This window comes from Pseudomonas sp. HS6-2 (genome assembly GCF_049325675.2).
In the GTDB taxonomy this organism is placed as follows: Bacteria; Pseudomonadota; Gammaproteobacteria; order Pseudomonadales; family Pseudomonadaceae; genus Aquipseudomonas; species Aquipseudomonas putida_N.
The window spans coordinates 434,035-454,069 of the sequence record NZ_CM143906.1; the positions used below are offsets into that span (position 1 = coordinate 434,035).

Here is a 20,035-nt window from a genome sequence, read left to right on the forward strand (position 1 = left end):
GCAAGGGGTTACTCGCTGGCGGAGCGCGGCTTGCGTTCTGGGGCGGCGAATGAGGTGAGTTCGCGAATCAGGCGCCGTTCGCGAGCTTGCCTGCTCCTTTCAAATGCAGCAAACGCTGTCCCGAGTTGATCGAGGGGGGTGTCTGGGTGTTGTTCCGGCATCGCCAGCACTTGTGCTTGGTAGTCTTGCTCGATCTGTGCGAAGCGCGTGGCGTGGGTGAGGCGCAGGTGTTGTACCCAGCGCTCATTGCCCGCTGCGAAATCGAGGAAAGCGTCGCTGAGCTCGCCCCGTTGCACTTGCTGCTCGGCATAGATCAGTTCGTCCTGGCTGGCGTTGACCGCGTAGAGCAGGTGGTCGTTCGGGAGCCCGAGTTGCAGTGAGTCATTCAACTCTCGTCGGTAGGTCAGCCGTACTTCCGCCACGTCGCGCATGCCTGCTTCGCTTTTTGCCACTTCGTCCAGTGCATGCAGCCGGTACAACCGCCGCAGTTCCAGGTACAGGTTACCCTCCGTGTCTGCCGAGGCTACCTGTAAGCGTTCGTTGGCAATAAACAGTTCGATGTCCTGAAACACCAGCAGCGCACCGTCGTGGCAGGTCTGGTCACCCGAAGGCTGGAGCAATGCCTCGCCGGCCTGATGGTTGAGCAGCGCGCGGTCAGCGCTGTCCACCACCGCCTTGACCAGTACCCGGCGCACCCGTTGGCTGAAAGCCACGCGTGTCGCGTCGTTCTGATAGGGCGCCGCTTGCCGGAGGCGGCCCACCAGGGCCAACAGGTTTGCCGAATCCCCTGCGTCCTCAAGTTGCTCCCAGCAGTCCCTCATGGCCTCGTTTTCGCTTGTAGAGCCAAGCAGCCAGTCATTGAGGTCGGGCCGATCGCCTGCGGTGTCAAGCAGAGGGATGTGAAAGTGACCCAATGCCATGGCGTCGTCCGATGAGTCGGTCAGGTGGTCCGGCACGTCCATCGCGAATGTATAGCTGTGCTGGCTGTCTGACGACGCTCGGGCGCGCAGATAGGTCTGATCGCTGATGGGGTTGTTGAACAGCTGGATCGAAGTGATCGGGAACCCGCTGTCGAGGTTGGCAAGCACGAAGTCGGGTAATGCGGTCAGCTGGTTATCGCTCAAGTCCAGCATTTCCAGGGGCAGCAGGTCATTGACCCAAGTCGGCCACTGGCTCAGCTGCGTGTCGTTCAGGTCCAGCCGACGCAGCGACCTGAGTGCTCCCGGTGCATGGGTCACCATGCCCATTCGGTTGCTGCCCAGGTCCAGCGACTGCAGGCCGTCCACGCTGGCCAAGCCATCGAGCAGGTTGTCGTCAATGTCGAGGCCGATATTGAGCAATGCCAGATCGGTCAAGCGTGGCAGGCGATGCAAGGCGCGAGGGAGGCTCTGCTGGGCACTCACATAGCCATCGATGGTGAGGCGTGTCACATGGGGAAATTGGGCGAGAAGGGTATCCAGATGTGCCGTGGAGCCGCTCACATTCTCCAGTGCGAGATTGCGCACCCGCTCGGTGAAGAACGCCGGCAAGCGGGCGGGCATTTGCTCGAGCACCACGTTGGTCAAGCGTAAGGGGGAATGCGTGGTGCCTGTTTCCTGATGCTGCCAGAACTCGCTCAATGCCGTGGCTATACGTGTGCGAGATGTCAGCACGGCCTGGGTCGACATCGATGAGGAGCTTGAGGCATTGACGTAGTTATCGACGAAATCCTGCAACTGTTGACGTAACTGCAGTTGCTCGGCCAGGTAACGCTGGACTTCGCTGGGCTGATCCACCAGGAAGCGCGTGGCGCGTGCTTGCTCGCTCAGCAGGATACGCAGCAGGTGCTGGTCGAGAATATTGTTGCCCTGCAAATCGATATGCCCATGCTCAGCCACGTTGACGCGGCCACTGAGCAGTAAATCAGGCAACAGGGTAATACGGTTGTCGCGCAGCGACAGGTTCTGGATCTGCGTCACGCTGTTATAGCCCACCCCCTCAGGCCAATGATCCAGAGTCATCCGGTCGAGCCCCAGGGAGTCCAGCCGCAACTCGTCGAAGCTGGGCGGGTACTGCTCGGACAAGCGATTGCCGCTCAGATCCAGCCTGCGCAGATGGCTAAGCCCCGCCAGGCTGGCAATGTCGGTGGATGAAATGGACAGGTTCTGGTTGATCAGGCCGAGCGTTTCCAGCTGCGGCAGATGCTGTGCGATCAGTGGCAGGCTGAACTGGAACGGGGACGGTGGCGCCTCTGCCCGGTAACTACGCCTGACCTGCAGCGAGCGCAGGTTGCCGAACGGGTGCAGCAGGCCGTTCAGTTGTGGCGCATGTTGACTGTAGCTTGCGAAATCCTCTGGGAACGTGTCGACAAGTTCCAGTTCGGTGACACTGCTGGTGAAGCTTTCAGGCAGGTTCAGGGGGAAGTCCGCCATCGACAACCGCTCCAGCCGAAGCGGGGCCGGGCTTTCGTTGGCATTGAGGAATGCCCGGTCATACCAGTACTGGGAAATGGCATTCGACAAGCGCTGGAATTCGTCGGGCTCTGGTCGCTGAAGCAACAGGGCCAGGTCACGCCAGTCGGTGAGGTGCCTTTGCAGCTGCCTGTGCTGCTCGCTCAGTTCCTGCAGCAGCTCGTCAGTCTGCGCTCGGCTCGGATATCGGTTCTCCAGGGTGGCCAGTATCTGTTCGGCGGGCCTGGGTTGTGGCACCGCCTGGCCAAGCTGGCGGATTCGGGCAAGCAGGTTATGCCGCGAAACACTACCAGCTCGCGCGCGACTGCCGCCCAGCGGGTAGCCAAGGCGCCCATCGGCAAGGCGCATGGGGGGACGATAGCCGGGCCTTGTTGGCTGCATCCCGAGTATTTTTTTCGCGGTCTCTCGGGGAATGAACGGCGCCTTCTGGATGGCCCTGCGCAACTCGCCTGCATCGACGATACCCAATGCAGCGCGCTGAGCCGGGCTCAAGGCTTCGTACAGTGCGGCAAAGATGGAAGGCAATGCCGCGCTGGGCTGTTGGCCCGCGTCCGTGACCAGGTAACCCGAATACCCGCTCGAGATTGTTTTGCGCGTGGTGGCGAGTGGGTCGCCGATGCTGTCGAGTTGGAACGGGCTCTGATGTTGCTCCAGGCCAATGGCGCTGTCCGCAATCCAGCCCGGCAGGCGCTCGAGGCTATGCATCGCCAGTCGATCAGTGTCCCAGTTACGCGGCCCATTCAGGTAAAACCCTTCATAGGCGCGGCTTAAGCGAACCTGCTGCTGATAGGCTCGTATTTCCTCGGCGATGCGAGCCGGTACCGTGGCCTTGGACAACGCCAGCCATTCCTTGGGAGTGGCGTTGTGCAGCAACTCATCGATGGCCGGCTTTGGGAGGTTCGGGTAGCGTTGCGCCAGGATTTGCCCCGAGTGCCATTCACTGGCAGGTAACTGGCGATAACGCCTCTCGAATTCGGCGCCTCGGTCGCCGGGCCATTGCTCGAGCGAACGGTCAAGGTCGAAGCGCGTCATGGTGTCTTCCAGCAATGCTGGCAGCCGCAGGTTATTGCAGATAGCCCGCCGCAGCACGTCTGGCTCAGTGCCGCTGACGCGCAGGATATGCTCGGCTGTCTGCTGATCAAAGCGCGTACCAAGGTGGCCCGAGCGGCGGAACAACTGCATTTCTGGCCATCGGGCCGGGTTGTCCTGTGGCAGCAGCCAGGCTCCGGCACCGTTGTGCTGCAGCGCCGGGAGGTAGCGCTGGGAGGGCTGGGCGGGCTGAAGATGATAGTCAGCGGAACCGGGTGGCTGGCGAACCGAATAGATGTGGTCTTCGATGGGTAACCAGGTTTTACCTTGGTAATGGTGCAAGCCGAATTTATCCGGCTTGCTGTCGGCCGGTAGCACGATGTCATGGGCAAAGGCTTGCAAGTCGGGTCGCCAGAGGCGCTGGCTGCCGTCGGCCAGTTCGACGCTATCAAGTGCTTCGATGAACGACGGTGTTTCCACGCCAATCCGCTCGACTGCCGGGCGGCCATTCGCCGCGCCAGCGGCTCCCAGCGCGGCGACGAACGCTGCATTTTCCACCACGTCCATGAGATAGCCGAATGCCTGCTCACGATCACCGTCCGCCCAGCTTGCCAGCCCTTCGTAAACCTCGTGGCCGAGTTGCAATACGGTCAGACCGAGCATCACGGGAGCCAACCCAGGGATGAAGAAAGCGCCGATGTTCAAGGTGCCGACGGCCAGCGACTGGAAATATGCCAGGCGTTTTGCGCTGCTCTTCTGGTCCTCCAGCGCAGTCGGCACGGCATGGAACAATCCATCGTCGCGCAGGCGCTGCTGCCGTTGGACGACCAGTTCATCAATAAAAGGCTGGGTAAAAGGTTGCACGTGGAGGGTAACGCGGGCATCCGGGGCGGGCATGCGTTCCTTGAAACCTTTTGCCGCGTTCCAGGTATAGGGCTCCAGCGTGTCACGCAGCCTTTCGAAAAAGCCAGCCCTGTCGCGTTCGGGTACCAGATGCTTCGAGCGGCGAAGTGCTGGTAGCTGCTTGAGCAGAAACGCTTCGGCCTGGGCCCTGGAGGTGTGCATCGTCAGTGGTTCTGGCAGGCCAGGCAGGTAGATCAGCAGCCATCCCCCATATGGGAAAGTGGGAGGCGGAAATTTCCCTGCACCGCTGGCGCCGGGAGCGGCTATCCCCAAAACCACTGCGCCCGTCAGCGTGGCCTGCAGCAGCCTCATGCGCGAGCAGAGTACCGGTTGCCCCTGATACTCCGCCGCGCCGTGGGTGGCCAGTTCGAGCAGTGTCCTGTGGCTTGCCTTGTCGATTGCACCGTGCAGGTAAGCCTGATGGACATGCAGGCGGAAGGTGGCCTGTTCGGCGTTCCTGAAAATCTCGGAGGCCGACGCGGTGTCAGGACCGCCCGCAGGCGCCTGAAGCGCATCGATCAGTGCCTGGTACTGACCACCGATATCCAGTTCACGGACCATCGCCGCAAAGTCTTCGGCAACGATCGGCAGCTGTTTGACCCCGGATGAAATGATGCCGATCTGGTTGCTGTCGATGATCAGCGATTTGTTGCCGTCAATCTCCAGGCCGGCAGGCTCTGCCTCGAATGCTTCGAAGTTTTGCAGGGCGCAATGCAGTAATGACTGGGTAGCCAACTTCACGGCGCGGTCGCTGGTGACGAACGGATCGCCATCGAGCGCTTCCTTGTAGGCGGCCGCTTTGCTGACGTTCATCAAATAGGTTGCCGTGACATCCAGATTCTGGCCGAACCGCTTGTGAATGGCTTCGGTCAGCAACCTGGAGGCAAACGGCTCCAGCGCCGGCAAGGTAGTCAGCAGGGCTTGCAGCTTGCCTTCGGTCTCGCGCTGTATGCCGTATTCATTCACCAGCTGACGGGCGACTTCGGGGCTCTGCTGACAGGCCTGTTCGAATGCCTGGTTGCGCCGGCCTGCCGAGCGGCGCATGTGCCTGTGCTCGGCAGGTTGAGTACTGGCAATCCAGGCGGGCAGCTTGCTGGCGACAAGGGTCTGTGGGTGAGAAGGGTCGGGGAGGGGGTGTCTGGCCGAATCGATCATGTGAGCCTCACGGGTGGGAAAGCCCGGATGCTATTCAGACCGGCTTGTCGGCCGTGCATAACATGATCTCGCCACAGACACATGCTCTTGGCGCAATTCAGGTTTATGATGGCCCACGGCCGAACCAAACCTCACACGGAGTGCGCAATGCAGACCCTGTACCCGCAGATCAAACCCTACGCCCGGCACGATCTCGCCGTGGAAGCGCCGCATGTGCTGTATGTGGATGAAAGCGGCTCGCCGGAAGGTCTGCCTGTGGTCTTCATCCACGGTGGCCCGGGGGCGGGCTGTGATGCCCAGAGTCGTTGCTACTTCGACCCCAACCTGTACCGCATCATCACCTTCGACCAGCGCGGCTGTGGCCGCTCCACGCCGCACGCGAGCCTGGAGAACAACACTACCTGGCACCTGGTCGAAGACCTTGAGCGCATCCGCAAGCACCTTGGCATCGACAAATGGGTGCTGTTCGGCGGTTCCTGGGGCTCGACCCTGGCCCTGGCCTACGCCCAGACCTACCCCGAGCGCGTGCATGGCCTGATCCTGCGGGGCATCTTCCTGTGCCGGCCGCAGGAAATCGAGTGGTTCTACCAAGAAGGCGCCAGCCGCATGTTCCCGGACTACTGGCAGGACTACATCGCGCCGATCCCGCCGGAAGAGCGTGGTGACCTGGTCAAGGCCTTCCACAAGCGCCTGACCGGCAACGACCAGATCGCCCAGATGCATGCGGCCAAGGCCTGGTCCACCTGGGAAGGCCGCACCGCCACGCTGCGCCCGAATCCGCTGGTGGTCGACCGCTTCTCCGAGCCGCAGCGCGCGCTGTCGATCGCCCGCATCGAATGCCACTACTTCATGAACAATGCGTTCCTGGAGCCCGACCAGCTGATTCGCGACATGCCGAAGATCGCTCACCTGCCGGCGGTGATCGTGCATGGCCGCTACGACGTGATCTGCCCATTGGACAACGCCTGGGCGCTGCACCAGGCCTGGCCGAACAGTGAGCTGAAGGTCATCCGCGACGCTGGGCATGCCGCCTCCGAGCCAGGCATCACCGATGCCCTGGTGCGTGCAGCCGATCAGATGGCCCGCCGTCTGCTCGACCTGCCGCTGGAAGAAGCATGAGGGGTTTGCTGCAACGCGTGCATGGCGCACGCGTGGAGGTCGGCGGGGAAATCGTCGGTGCCATTGACCAGGGTTTGCTGGTGCTGGTGGCCGTCGAGCCTGAAGATACCCGTGAGCATGCCGATAAACTGTTGCACAAGCTGCTGAACTATCGGGTGTTCAGCGACGATCAGGGCAAGATGAACCTGTCGCTCAAGGATGTCGGTGGCGGCCTGCTGCTGGTCTCCCAGTTCACCCTGGCGGCTGACACCCGCAGCGGCATGCGCCCGAGCTTCTCGACCGCCGCGCCTCCGGCGCTCGGGGCCGAATTGTTCGACTATCTTTTGAGCAAGGCGCGCGGCCAGCATGCCGATGTGGCGAGCGGGCGTTTCGGCGCGGACATGCAGGTGCACCTGGTCAATGATGGCCCAGTGACATTCTTGTTACAAATATGAGGTCGAAAAACCCTTTGTTTATAGGAAAACAAGGGGTTTTGTACGATAAATAGTTAGTCCACACTGATGCGTTGTAACGCATCCTGCTGGATAATCGCGCGCTGCGTGAGCCTGCGTTCGCAGGTTCGTTTCACTCTGACTCGAGCATTGTCTGGACCTGTTTGGGGAATCATTACGCCCTCATGGGGTCCGAACAGTGCTCGCCAACCCGGCATTTTTCGCTGGCCGTTGGTTTCATGATCTGTTTTCGGCGAGGGTTGCTCGTGATTGTTAGTCCCCAAAAAGCATCAAGAATCCCCGGCACCGGGCTGCGCAAGGCCCTGATGGCCAGTGTGGCACTGGTCGGCCTGATGAGCGCGGGCCAGCTGTGGGCATTCAATCTTGACGATGTTGCAGCCAAGGCAAAGGATCTGGCCGGCCAGAAATACGAAGCACCGAAAAGTAACCTGCCGGCAGCCTTCCGCGACATGAAGTTCGCGGACTACCAGAAAATTCATTTCCTGCAGGAAAAGGCCGAGTGGGCCAAGGACAAGACCCCGTTCAAACTGTCCTTCTACCATCAGGGCATGCACTTCGACACCCCAGTGAAGATCAACGAGATCACTGCCACCAAGGTCGAGGAAATCAAGTACGACCCGAGCCGCTTCGAGTTCGGTGACGTGCCGCACGACCCGGAAACCGTCAAGAGCCTCGGTTACGCCGGTTTCCGCGTGCTCTACCCGATCAACAAGGCCGACAAGCAGGACGAGATCATGACCCTGCTGGGGGCCAGCTATTTCCGCGTGGTCGGCAAGGGCCATGTGTACGGCCTGTCGGCCCGTGGCCTGGCGATCGACACCGCGCTGCCGTCGGGCGAAGAGTTCCCGCGCTTCACCGAGTTCTGGGTCGAGAAGCCCAAGCCGGCCGACAAGCATCTGGTGATCTACGCCCTGCTGGATTCGCCACGCTCCACCGGCGCCTACAAGCTGATCCTGCGCCCGGGCACCGACACCGTGGTCGACGTGCAATCGCGGGTATTCCTGCGTGACCAGGTCAGCCGCCTGGGTATCGCCCCGCTGACCAGCATGTTCCTGTTTGGCCCCAACCAGCCGTCCAAGGTGCTGAACTATCGCCCGGCCCTGCATGACTCCGAAGGCCTGTCGATTCACGCCGGTAACGGCGAGTGGCTGTGGCGCCCGCTGAACAACCCGAAACACCTGGCCGTGAGCAACTTCAGCGTCGAGAACCCGCGTGGTTTCGGCCTGATGCAGCGTCAGCGCGCCTTCAGCGATTTCGAAGACCTCGACGACAACTACCAGAAGCGCCCGAGCGCCTGGATCGAGCCGAAGGGTGACTGGGGCAAGGGTACCGTCGACCTGGTCGAGATCCCGACTGCCGACGAGACCAACGACAACATCGTTGCCTTCTGGAGCCCGGAAAAGCTACCTGAGCCAGGCAAGCCGTTCGAGTACGCCTACCGCCTGCACTGGACCATCGACGAGCAGCAGTTCCAGGCCCCTGACCTGGGCTGGGTCAAGCAGACCCTGCGCTCCACCGGTGATGTCAAGCAATCCAACCTGATCCGCCAGCCAGACGGCAGCGTCGCCTTCCTGGTCGACTTCGCTGGCCCGGCCCTTGCCGCCCTGCCGGAAGACACCCCGGTGCGCAGCCAGATCAGCGTTGGCGACAATGCCGAGGTGGTCGAGAACAATCTGCGCTATAACCCGGAAACCAAGGGCTGGCGCCTGACCTTGCGCTTGAAGGTCAAGGAAGCCAACAAGTCCACCGAAATGCGCGCTGCGCTGGTACGTGACGTGCCGGTCGAGCCGGCCAAGCCTGCTGCTGAAATCAAGCAGGAGAAGGCAGCGGCCAAGCACGCCAAGCACGAGAAGGCCGCCAAGGCGGAACCAGCCAAGGCCGAACAACCTGCCGCCGATGCGGCACCCACCAACGGGACCCCGGCCACCACTGAAAAAGTGCTGACCGAGACCTGGAGCTATCAGTTGCCTGCCGATGAGTAACTCAAGCGCAAGGCCGGAATCGCTTGGCGAATACCTGGCCCACCTCCCACTGAGCGATGAGCAGCGCGCGGAACTCGCCAGCTGCACCTCGTTCAGTGAGCTGCACCAACGCCTGGCGGCCAACCCTGCCGCCAGCATCACCGAGGCCGTGCAGGCCTCGGTCGGCCCGCGCCTGACCGTGGGCAGCGCTGCCGAGCTGGAAGACGCCGAAATGCTCGGTGTCGACGGCAGTGGCCGGCTGTGCCTGAAGATCGCGCCGCCGATCAAGCGCACCAAGGTCGTGCCCGAGCCATGGCGCACCAACGTGCTGATCCGCCTGTGGCGGCGCATGACCGGCCGTACCAACGCCCCGCAGCCGCCCAAGCGCGAGCTGCCAGCGGCGCGCTGGCGCACGGTCGGTTCGATCCGCCGCTACATCCTGCTCGCCCTCATGATCGGCCAGACCATCGTCGCCGGCTGGTACATGAAAGGCATCCTGCCGTACCAGGGCTGGTCGTTCGTCGACCTGGACGAAATCGTCAACCAGCCGCTGTGGGACACCGTGGTGCAGGTCTGGCCGTATGCCTTGCAGACGTCCATCCTGGTGCTGTTCGGTATCCTCTTCTGCTGGGTTTCGGCAGGCTTCTGGACCGCGCTGATGGGCTTCCTCGAGTTGCTCACCGGGCGTGACAAATACAAGATTTCGGGTAGCAGTGCCGGCAACGAGCCGATTGCCCCCGAAGCGCGTACCGCGCTGGTGATGCCGATCTGCAACGAAGACGTGCCGCGCGTGTTCGCAGGCCTGCGGGCGACCTTCGAGTCGGTGGCAGCCAGCGGCAACCTCGACCGTTTCGACTTCTTCGTGCTCAGCGACACCAACGACACCGACATCGCCGTGGCCGAGCAGCAGGCCTGGCTGGACGTGTGCCGCGAAACCAAGGGCTTCGGCCGCATCTTCTACCGCCGTCGCCGTCGCCGCGTGAAGCGCAAGAGCGGCAACCTCGACGACTTCTGCCGTCGCTGGGGTGGCGAGTACAAGTACATGGTCGTGCTCGACGCCGACAGCGTCATGAGCGGCGAATGCCTGAGCAGCCTGGTGCGCCTGATGGAAGCCAACCCGGACGCCGGCATCATCCAGACCGGGCCGAAAGCCTCGGGCATGGACACCCTGTATGCGCGCATGCAGCAGTTCGCCACCCGCGTCTATGGCCCGTTGTTCACCGCCGGCCTGCACTTCTGGCAGCTGGGCGAGTCGCACTACTGGGGCCACAATGCGATCATCCGCATGAAGCCGTTCATCGAGCACTGCGCCCTGGCGCCGTTGCCGGGCAAGGGTGCGTTCGCCGGGGCCATTCTCTCCCACGACTTCGTCGAAGCCGCGCTGATGCGCCGCGCCGGCTGGGGCGTGTGGATTGCCTATGACCTGCCAGGCAGCTACGAAGAATTGCCGCCGAACCTGCTCGACGAGCTCAAGCGCGACCGCCGCTGGTGCCACGGCAACCTGATGAACTTCCGCCTGTTCCTGGTCAAGGGCATGCACCCGGTGCACCGTGCGGTGTTCCTCACCGGCGTGATGTCGTACCTGTCGGCGCCGCTGTGGTTCCTGTTCCTGGTGCTGTCGACGGCATTGCTGGCGACCAACACCCTGATGGAACCGCAGTACTTCATCGAGCCATACCAGCTCTACCCGCTGTGGCCGCAGTGGCACCCGGAAAAAGCCGTGGCGCTGTTCTCCACCACCATCGTGCTGCTGTTCCTGCCCAAGCTGCTGAGCGTCATCCTGATCTGGGCCAAGGGCGCCGTCGAGTTCGGTGGGCGCATCAAGGTCACCCTGTCGATGCTGATGGAGATGCTGTTCTCCATGCTGCTGGCGCCGGTACGGATGATCTTCCACACCCGCTTCGTGCTGGCCGCGTTCCTCGGCTGGGCGGCGACCTGGAACTCGCCGCAGCGTGACGACGACTCCACCCCGTGGAGCGAGGCGCTGCGCCGCCATGGTCCGCAGACCTTGCTGGGCTTCGCCTGGGCTGGGCTGGTGGCCTGGCTGAACCCGAGCTTCCTGTGGTGGCTGGCGCCGATCGTGGGCTCGCTGGTGCTGTCGATCCCGGTATCGGTCATCTCCAGCCGCACGCGCCTGGGCCTGGCGGCCAAGGACGAGAAGCTGTTTCTCATCCCCGAGGAATACGCCACGCCGCAGGAGCTGCTGGCCACCGACCAGTACACCCACGAGAACCGCTGGCATGCCCTGCATGACGGTTTCGTGCGTGCAGTGGTCGACCCACGGCAGAATGCCCTGGCCTGTGCCATGGCCACTGCCCGTCACGGTCAGGCCGCGCCGATCGAGGCGCTGCGTGCCGAGCGCGTGGCCAAGGCGCTGGAGGTCGGGCCGAAAGGGCTGGACCTCAATACCCGCCTGGCCTTGCTCAGCGACCCGGTCGCCTTGAGCCGCCTGCACGAGCAGGTCTGGGCCGAGCACAATGCGGCGTGGATCGATGTGTGGCGTGCCTCCATCAAGAACGACCCGCATTCGCCGCTGCTGCCACTGCATCCGGAGAATGAAGGCCAACCGGCACTCGTCGGCGCCTGATAGCTCGCAATCGCGGATAAACCCACTCCAAGCAGGAGCGGATTTATCCGCGATTTTTTTTTTGGCCAACAAAGTCCCCCCCGGCTCTAGGTCCGAGCGCCGCCATGCGTTAGCATCCCTCTCCGATAATCCGCATCGGCCGGTATGGCTGTGCCACGACAATAAGATTCGCTTCTTTACTTGCTAGGGGACTTGGTGATGATCAAGAAATATCTTTCGCGGCTGCTGGTCGGTGTTACCGCCCTGGTCGCCGTAACTGCGGCCCAGGCCGGCGCCATTGATGAGGCGGTCAAGCGCGGTACCCTGCGGGTGGGCATGGACCCAACCTACATGCCGTTCCAGATGACCAACAAGCGCGGCGAGATCATCGGCTTCGAAGTCGATATCCTCAAAGCCATGGCCAAATCCATGGGCGTGAAGTTCGAGGCTGTTTCCACCGCATATGACGGCATCATCCCGGCCCTGCTGACTGACAAGTTCGACATGATCGGCAGTGGCATGACCCTGACCCAGGAACGCAACCTGCGCCTGAACTTCAGCGAACCCTTCATCGTGGTTGGCCAGACCCTGCTGATCCGCAAGGAGCTGGCCGGCGAGATCAAGTCGTACAAGGACCTGAACAACGAGAAGTACCGCCTGACCTCCAAGCTCGGTACCACCGGCGAGATGGTGTCCAAGAAGCTGATCGGCAAAGCCAAGTACCACGGCTACGACAACGAGCAAGAAGCGGTGATGGACGTGGTCAACGGCAAGGCTGACGCCTTTGTCTACGACGCGCCATACAACGTGGTGGCGGTCGAGAAGGCCGGTGCTGGCAAGCTGCTGTTCCTCGAAGAACCCTTCACCTACGAGCCGCTGGCCTTCGGCCTGAAGAAAGGCGACTACGACAGCATCAACTTCATCAACAACTTCCTGCACCAGATCAAGCATGACGGGACCTACGATCGTATTCACGACAAGTGGTTCAAGAACAAGGACTGGCTGAAAGACATGGAATAAGGCCCAGGCCACAAGCCCGGCTTTATGACCCCGACGCGCAGGCAAACCCTGCGCGTTCGCATTTACGGAAGTACCCCACGTGATCAAACACAAGAAAGCCCAGTGGCCCTGGCATGGGTTGACCGCCCTGGTCCTGGTGGGCCTGGCGTTCAGCCTGTACATGGCCACCTCGATGATTTCCTACGAGTGGCGCTGGAACCGCGTACCGCAGTACTTCGCCTACAAGGCCGAGGACGTACAGCGCGCCGCGGGTAACGGTAGCGTGCAGGAGATCGTCGTTTCCGGTGACACCGCGCGTGTCACGCTCAAGGATGAAAATGGCGAAGAGCAAGTGCTCGACGTGGCCCAGGACAGCCTGCAACTGAGCCGCGGTGATGACATCGCCGAGGGCGACCAGGTCGGCGTGACCCGCCACTGGGCGGCTGGCCCGCTGGCCTGGGGCCTGTGGACCACGTTATGGATCTCGGTGGTGTCCGGTGCGCTGGGCCTGGTGATCGGCCTGTTCGCCGGCCTGTGCCGGTTGTCGAACAACCCGACCCTGCGCGACCTGTCGACCGTTTACGTCGAACTGGTGCGCGGCACGCCGCTGCTGGTGCAGATATTCATTTTCTACTTCTTCATCGGCACTGTGCTCAACTTGTCCCGGGAGTTCGCCGGGGTGGCCGCGCTGGCGCTGTTCACCGGCGCCTATGTCGCGGAAATCGTCCGCGCCGGCGTGCAGTCCATTGCCAAGGGCCAGAACGAGGCTGCACGCTCGCTGGGGCTGAACGCGGGCCAGTCGATGCGCCACGTGATCCTGCCGCAAGCGTTCAAGCGCGTGCTGCCACCGCTGGCCGGGCAGTTCATCAGCCTGGTCAAGGACACCTCGCTGGTGTCGGTGATCGCCATTACCGAACTGACCAAGAGCGGCCGTGAGGCCATCACTACGTCGTTCTCGACCTTCGAGATCTGGTTCTGCGTGGCAGGCCTGTACCTGCTGATCAACCTGCCGCTGTCGCACATCGCCAGCCGGCTCGAGCGGAGGCTTGCGCAAAGTGATTGAAGTCCGTGACCTGCTGAAAGTCTTCGACACCCGTGGCCATGTGGTGCGGGCTGTGGATAACGTCACCACCAAAGTCGCCAAGGGCGAAGTGGTGGTGGTGCTCGGCCCGTCGGGTTCGGGCAAGTCGACCTTCCTGCGCTGCCTCAATGGCCTGGAGCACTTCGACCAAGGTCATGTGGCCATCGACGGCCTGCAACTGGCCGACCCTAAGACCGACATCAACGCCTACCGCCGTGAGGTCGGCATGGTGTTCCAGCACTTCAACCTGTTCCCGCACATGACCGTGCTGGAAAACCTGTGCCTGGCGCAGAAGGTGGTGCGCAAGCGCAACAAGGCCGAGCGTGAAGCCAAGGCCCGTGCTTTGCTGGAGAAGGTGGGTATCTCGCAGAAGGCCAACGAGTACCCGTCGCGCCTTTCGGGCGGCCAGCAGCAGCGGGTGGCGATCGCCCGTGCCCTGGCGATGGAGCCGAAGGTGATGCTGTTCGACGAGCCGACCTCGGCGCTCGACCCGGAAATGGTCGGTGAGGTGCTGGATGTGATGAAGACTCTGGCCCAGGAAGGCATGACCATGGTCTGTGTCACTCACGAAATGGGCTTTGCCCGTGAAGTGGCAGACCGGGTGCTGTTCTTCGATCACGGCAAGCTGCTGGAAGATTCGGCGCCGGCTGAGTTCTTTGCTGCGCCTAAAGACCCGCGTGCGCAGGCGTTCCTGCGCCAAGTGCTGTAACCGCAACGGCCCCTTCGCGGGACAAGCCCGCTCCTACAGGAAACGCGATCCCTTGAACTGCGCCCCTGATGTTGGACAAAAAATCCAACCTCAGGGGCGTTTTACGTGAGCAAGCACACCAAGCAGTTCAAACTTTCAGCCATCCATGCCTTTCTGCAGCGAGGCATTGGCTATCGCACCATCGCATCTGAGTTGCAGATGGATCCCTCCTTGCTTCGGCGCTGGGTCGCGAGCTATCGCATCCATGGCGAGGCTAGCCTCTGCGGACAAACACGGACTTTCAGCCCTGAGTTCAAGCTTTCGGTGCTTGAGCGGATGTGGCGCGACAAGCTATCGCTGCGCCAGACGGCAGCCGTTTTCAATATGAGCCACTCCAGCCAGATAGGCATATGGGAATCGCAGTACTACAGTGGCGGCATCAAAGCCCTGACAGCAAAGAGCAAAGGTCCGCGCAGTCTCATGCCTAAACCACCTGTTCCACCCGCCAACACCCCACCTGTAGCCGATGAAGATCTCTCGCACGCCGAGTTGCTGGCCAAGCTGCGCCATGCCGAGATGGAGATCGCCTATCTAAAAAAGTTAAAAGAGCTGCGCGAGGAGAAGGCGAGGCAGAAGAAGGCCGAGAAGAAAAAGTCCTGATCATCTCGGCCTTGCGTAACCGATTCCCCCTCAACAACCTGCTCAAGTTGGCTGGGCTGGCGCGCAGTACGTACTACTACCAACTCAAGGTGATGGCTGCAGGTGACAAGCTGGCCCCGTTAAAGGCTCATATCTGTGAGACCCAGGGGCGGCATAAGGGGCGCTATGGCTATCGACGCATGACTGCAGCGCTGCGCAACATTGGCCAAATAGTAAACAGTAAAGTTGTGCGCCGGCTGATGGGTGAACTCGACCTCAAATGCACGGTGCGCGTGAAAAAGTACAAGTCCTATCGCGGTCAGCCCGGACGCATTGCGCCCAACACAATGGAGCGCGATTTCACGGCAGCAGAGCCCAACGAGAAATGGGTAACAGACGTGACCGAGTTCAAGGTGGCGGGTGAGAAACTGTACCTATCGCCGATATTGGACCTGTTTAGCGGGGAGATCGTGGCGCATCAGATCGATACTTCGCCGCACTATCCTCTGGTCGGCCAGATGCTGGAGCAGGCGCTTGCGAAGCTACCGGAAGGAGCCAAGCCGATGCTGCATTCCGACCAGGGCTGGCAGTATCAATACTACGCCTACCGGAATCGACTCGAAGAAAAGGGGCTGGAGCAGAGCATGTCGCGCAAAGGCAACTGCCTGGACAATGCACGAATGGAGAGTTTTTTCGGCACACTGAAGATAGAGATGTACCATGGTCAGCGCTTCGCCAGCATCGCAGAGCTGAGGGCGGCAATCGATGAATACATCAACTACTACAACCATGATCGAATCAAGATGGGGCTGGGCGGCCTGACTCCCGTGGCATACAGGAGTCAGGCTGCAGCAGCCTAATCACAGACTGTCCAACAAATGGGGCGCAGTTCACCTTGTAGGAGCGGGCTTGTCCCGCGAAAGGGCTGCAAAGCAGCCCCGGCAATCTCAAAGGTTGAACCGCCCCACCATCCCCCGCAACTGTCGCCCCAGCTGCTCCAGCTCCCCACTCGAAGCCGCCGTCTGTTCACTGGCCGCACTGGTCTGGTCCGACACATCCCTCACATTGATCACGCTACGGTTGATCTGCTCGGCCACCACGCTCTGTTCTTCGCTGGCCGTGGCAATCTGCTGGTTCATGCCCTGAATGCTCGATACCGTGTCAGTGATTTGCCCCAAGGCATGTCCGGCCCTGCGGCTCAGCTCCACGCTCTGCTCGGTCAGGCGTTTGCTGTCGTCGAGGAGGCTGTTGACCTCATCGGTGCCGCTGTGCAGGCTGTCGATCAGTTGCTCGATTTCCTCGGTGGACTGCTGGGTACGCTGTGCCAGCCCGCGCACCTCATCGGCCACTACGGCAAAACCGCGGCCCGCTTCACCAGCCCTGGCCGCTTCGATCGCTGCATTCAGCGCCAGCAGGTTGGTCTGTTCCGACACGGACTTGATCACATCGAGAATGCTGCCGATGCGCTGGCTTTCGCCGGCCAGGTGCTGCATGGCGGCCAGGCAATGGTCCATCTGACCGGCCAGCTGTTCGATGCGGCCGATAGCTTCACCTACTACCTGGTCACCCAGTTGTGCTTGCTGATCGGCATTGGTGGCCGCCAGTGAAGCTTGCTCGGCGTTCTGCGCCACTTCCTGCACGGTGGCGCTCATCTGGTTCATGGCGGTGGCGACCTGGTCGGTTTCCTCGCGCTGCTGGTTGATGCGCAGCTTGGTGTCCTCGCTGCTGGCTGCCAGCTGCGAAGCAGCCTGGGACAGCTGGCCGACGCCCTGATCGATACCGCCAATCAGCTCGCGCAGGCTCATGGTCATCTCGCGCATGCTGGCCTGCAACTGCCCCATCTCGTCGCGGCGCTGCACGGGTTCGAGCTGGCTCAGGTCGCCTTTGGCGATACGCGCCGCCAATGTCAGTGTCTGGCGCAGGGGGTGAGTGATCTGTTGGGTAATCAGCCAGCCGGCAACGATGCCGACGATCAGGGCCAGCAGGGCCACGCTGGTTAGCAGGGAACGGGCAGCCACGGCCTCGTTGTCGCGCTGTTCCACTTTCCGTTCACCCAGTTCGACGCTGACAGCCCTGAGCTCGATGCCCATTTGCTCCATTTCGGTCTGTAGCTGCTCGACCTGCAGCGCGGTGCGGCGGTATTGATCGAGGCTGGTCCGATACTTGGCCAGTTCGATGCCGGGCTGCTCGGTGAGGGCACGAGGCAGGCCCAGCGGCCTGAGGGCTCTGAGCAACTGCTCGAGGCTAACGTCGGCGGCCTCCAGCGCGGCATCGCCAACCTTGGCGAAGTCTTCCAGCGGGAAAAACGTATAGGCCGGTACCAGGCTCTGCTGGTTGGCGCCGTCAACATGCCGGCTGAGGGTGTCCATCAGACCCAGCACGGCGCCTTGCTGGTTATCGCCTGGCATCTTCAGCAGCGCCTGAGTCTGCAGGTCATCGACGACGGTATTCAGTTTCGCTTCCTGCGCCTGCATGGCCGTGCGCAGCTGTGTGCGACTGCTCACGGCGTTCTGCAGGGCGGTGAAAACATCACGCATTCGCTGCAGCAGTTGCAGCTTCTGCGCCAGCATCTGCCGCGACTCATCGACGCTACTGCGTTGCTGAAGTGTCGTCAGCATGCTTTCCAGCTGCCCGAGGATCTGCACGATCTGCGCCTTGCTGGCGTCGTCCGCCAGCACCCGGTAGGTGATGCGCTCGGCGCGCAGGTCTTTGACCAGATCATTGATCCGGCCGATTTCGCTGAGTTGTTCCGAGCGGGTGATGGCGCCGTCGAGGGCGCGCCAGCCGCTGACCGTGGTGGCCAGTGTGAGCGCGAGGACTACGGCGAAGCCCAGGGCGAGCTTGGCGCCGACACTGATGTTGCCGAGCCTGTAATTGAGGTAGCCGAACATGGCAGGTCTCCGTCCAGTTGATAAGGATGGGGTGCTGGCGTAGTGCTGGCATCCCATCCTTGCCCATCGGCGGAGGGTTTGTAGGACTTGACCTGAAAGTTCTGTAGGAAAATTCAGCGTAAGTCGTGAAGCATCAGAGCCTGAACCGTCCGACCAACCCCTGCAGGTGGGTGCCCAGGCGGGCCAGCTCAACGCTGGAACTGGCGGTCTCCTCACTTGCCGCCGACGTTTGGTCGGAGATATCGCGCACATTCATCACGCTGCGGTTGATCTCCTCGGCAGTGGCGCTCTGCTGCTCGGCGGCGGTGGCGATCTGCTGGTTCATCGCCTGGATCGACGACACCGTGTGGGTGATGGTCTCCAGCGAACTGCCAGCGCGGCGGGTCAGTTCGACGCTGCTGTCGGTCAGCTGACGGCTTGCGTCCATCACACTGGCCACGCGCTGGGTGCCGCTTTGCAGGCCGGCGATCAGCTCTTCGATTTCTTCGGTGGATTGTTGGGTGCGCTGGGCCAGGCTGCGCACCTCGTCAGCAACCACGGCAAAGCCACGTCCGGCCTCACCCGCACGAGCCGCTTCAATGGCGGCATTGAGCGCCAGCAGGTTGGTCTGTTGGGCCACCGACTTGATCACGTCGAGCACGCTGCCGATCTTGTCGCTTTCGGCCTTGAGCTGGTTCATCGCTTCGCTGGAGTTGACCACCTCACTGGCCAGGCGCTCGATCTGTGCGACCGCCTCGCTGACCACCCGATCGCCCTCGCGCGCCTGCTGGTCGGCCATGGCGGCAGCTTCCGAGGCCTGTTCGGCATTGCGCGCCACCTCGTGCACGGTGGCGGCCATTTCGTTCATTGCGGTCGCCACCTGGTCGGTCTCGACCTTTTGATTGTTGACCCCGGAGCTGGTCTGCTCGGTGACTGCCGACAATTCTTCGGCGGCGCTGGCGATCTGCGTCACGCCATCGCCGATGCCGCCGATCAGCTCGCGCAGGCCTTGGGTCATGCGCTGCATGCTGGCCTGCAGCTGGCCAAGTTCGTCGCGGCGGGTCGAGTGCAGGTCCTGGCGCAGGTCGCCATTGGCCACCCGCTCGGCGGCGGCGAGGGTCTGGCGCAGCGGGATGATGATCTGCCGGGTGATGGCCCAGGCCGCGAGCAGGCCCAGTACCAGGGCCAGGGCCGTGGCACTGCCGAGCATGACTTTGGCCTGAGCAGTGCCGGCATCGCGCACTGCGGTCTGCGAAAGGGTCATCGCTTCACTGGTCTGCAACAGCACCGTGCCTTGGTCAGCCATGCGCTGCAGCGCCTGCTCGCTGGCGCTTTGGGCAGTGCCGAACTGAGTTACCGCATCGCGGTAAGCGGCCAGTGCGGTGGCCGAGTCGTCGAGGCTGGCGGCATATTCGGCCGGTAGCCTGGCGGGCAATGCCTTGAGCTCGGCCAGCGCCTGGTCGATGGCCTGCAGCGCGGTCTGCTGGTAGTCAGCGTTGCCGCTGTAGGTGTAGCCGCGTACCTGAAAGCGTGCCTGCTGCACCAGCGTGCTGACGTCCACGGCATGCTGGTACTGGCTGATGTCGCCACTCTGCAGCAGGCGCTGCTGCACACGGCTGATCAGCTCGGCGGCCTTGTCGGCGCTGTCACCCAGCACACCACGAGCAGCATCGCGGCGTTGACCGGCTTGCTTGAGCTCGTTGAAGGCTTCCTGGTACTGGCTGACTGCGTCCTGTTGCTGTTGCAGGCGCTGGCGGTCGGTAGGCTGCTCGATCTGCCCGAGCATGAGGCCGATCTGGCGCTCAAGATTGCCCAGGGCTTTTTCCAGCTCGCCGATGGCCGCGTCGTTGCGGTCGCGCTGGTAGTGTTGGCGGGCGATGCGCAGTTCCTGGGTGTACTGGTGGATCACTGAAATGTTGCCCAGCTTGTCACCGCGCTCGGTAACGCTGTTCAGGCCCTGCCAACCGGTAAAGGTGATGGCCAGAGTCAGCAACAGCACCAGGCCGAAGCCCAGCCCCAACTTGCGATTGACGCTTACATTCCCCAGCGATTGGGAAAACCATTGGTGCATGTTCGACCCCCCGGCAACGTGGCAGCACGGATTTTTGTTGTGTTGCCAACAC

At 62.2% G+C, this 20,035-nt stretch carries 11 protein-coding genes and 2 pseudogenes; 8 read left to right on the forward strand and 5 right to left on the reverse strand.

From position 1 onward, the window contains the following. Positions 1–8 precede the first annotated feature (8 nt). Positions 9–5,426, reverse strand: a complete 5,418-nt coding sequence (locus ACOKS3_RS01990; RefSeq protein ID WP_422763423.1) for a dermonecrotic toxin domain-containing protein — start codon at positions 5,424–5,426, stop codon at positions 9–11. Between the two features lie 258 nt (positions 5,427–5,684). Between ACOKS3_RS01990 and pip the strand changes: the two genes are divergently transcribed. The 8 genes from pip to ACOKS3_RS02030 all read left to right on the forward strand — a co-directional run bounded on the left by pip (position 5,685) and on the right by ACOKS3_RS02030 (position 15,902). Beyond that, positions 5,685–6,656 carry a prolyl aminopeptidase gene (pip, locus tag ACOKS3_RS01995; protein ID WP_103446015.1) on the forward strand — a complete coding sequence of 324 codons (972 nt, stop codon included), beginning with the start codon at positions 5,685–5,687 and terminating at the stop codon, positions 6,654–6,656. Continuing rightward, positions 6,653–7,090, forward strand: coding sequence for a D-aminoacyl-tRNA deacylase (gene dtd, locus ACOKS3_RS02000; RefSeq protein WP_422763424.1), 438 nt, complete (start codon positions 6,653–6,655; stop codon positions 7,088–7,090). Before pip ends, dtd begins: the two co-directional genes overlap by 4 nt. Positions 7,091–7,353: 263 nt before the next feature. Next, a complete protein-coding gene (locus ACOKS3_RS02005) occupies positions 7,354–9,090 on the forward strand; it encodes a glucan biosynthesis protein G (protein WP_422763425.1) in 1,737 nt (578 codons plus the stop codon). Next, the gene (gene mdoH / locus ACOKS3_RS02010; RefSeq protein WP_103446012.1) at positions 9,083–11,656 is read left to right on the forward strand and encodes a glucans biosynthesis glucosyltransferase MdoH; all 2,574 of its coding nucleotides are present in this window, start codon (positions 9,083–9,085) and stop codon (positions 11,654–11,656) included. The genes ACOKS3_RS02005 and mdoH overlap by 8 nt, the downstream gene beginning before the upstream one ends. 201 nt (positions 11,657–11,857) lie before the next feature. Continuing rightward, on the forward strand, positions 11,858–12,655 hold the full coding sequence (locus ACOKS3_RS02015; RefSeq protein WP_103446240.1) for a transporter substrate-binding domain-containing protein: 798 nt from the start codon (positions 11,858–11,860) through the stop codon (positions 12,653–12,655). Between the two features lie 79 nt (positions 12,656–12,734). Further along, entirely contained in the window at positions 12,735–13,697 is a 963-nt protein-coding gene (locus ACOKS3_RS02020; RefSeq protein ID WP_422763426.1) for an amino acid ABC transporter permease, read from the forward strand. Then, the gene (locus ACOKS3_RS02025) at positions 13,690–14,424 is read left to right on the forward strand and encodes an amino acid ABC transporter ATP-binding protein (RefSeq protein WP_103446239.1); all 735 of its coding nucleotides are present in this window, start codon (positions 13,690–13,692) and stop codon (positions 14,422–14,424) included. Before ACOKS3_RS02020 ends, ACOKS3_RS02025 begins: the two co-directional genes overlap by 8 nt. 105 nt (positions 14,425–14,529) lie before the next feature. Then, a protein-coding gene (locus ACOKS3_RS02030; protein ID WP_422764683.1) for an IS3 family transposase occupies positions 14,530–15,902 on the forward strand; the annotation gives its coding sequence in 2 pieces (ribosomal slippage) (positions 14,530–15,003 and positions 15,006–15,902; 1,371 coding nt in all). 87 nt (positions 15,903–15,989) lie between these two features. On the opposite strand, the gene ACOKS3_RS02035 is transcribed toward ACOKS3_RS02030, so the two are convergent. From ACOKS3_RS02035 to ACOKS3_RS02050, 4 genes and pseudogenes are all read right to left on the reverse strand, one after another. Next, the gene (locus ACOKS3_RS02035; protein WP_463581489.1) at positions 15,990–16,862 is read right to left on the reverse strand and encodes a methyl-accepting chemotaxis protein; all 873 of its coding nucleotides are present in this window, start codon (positions 16,860–16,862) and stop codon (positions 15,990–15,992) included. After that, positions 16,845–18,185 (reverse strand): annotated as a pseudogene (locus ACOKS3_RS02040) (methyl-accepting chemotaxis protein); the annotation flags it as partial. The pseudogene ACOKS3_RS02040 and the gene ACOKS3_RS02035, both read right to left, overlap by 18 nt. Beyond that, positions 18,067–18,939 carry a methyl-accepting chemotaxis protein gene (locus tag ACOKS3_RS02045; protein WP_440776677.1) on the reverse strand — a complete coding sequence of 291 codons (873 nt, stop codon included), beginning with the start codon at positions 18,937–18,939 and terminating at the stop codon, positions 18,067–18,069. The gene ACOKS3_RS02045 and the pseudogene ACOKS3_RS02040, both read right to left, overlap by 119 nt. Next, a pseudogene (locus ACOKS3_RS02050) lies at positions 18,922–19,983 on the reverse strand (methyl-accepting chemotaxis protein); the annotation flags it as partial. The pseudogene ACOKS3_RS02050 and the gene ACOKS3_RS02045, both read right to left, overlap by 18 nt. Positions 19,984–20,035: the final 52 nt, after the last annotated feature.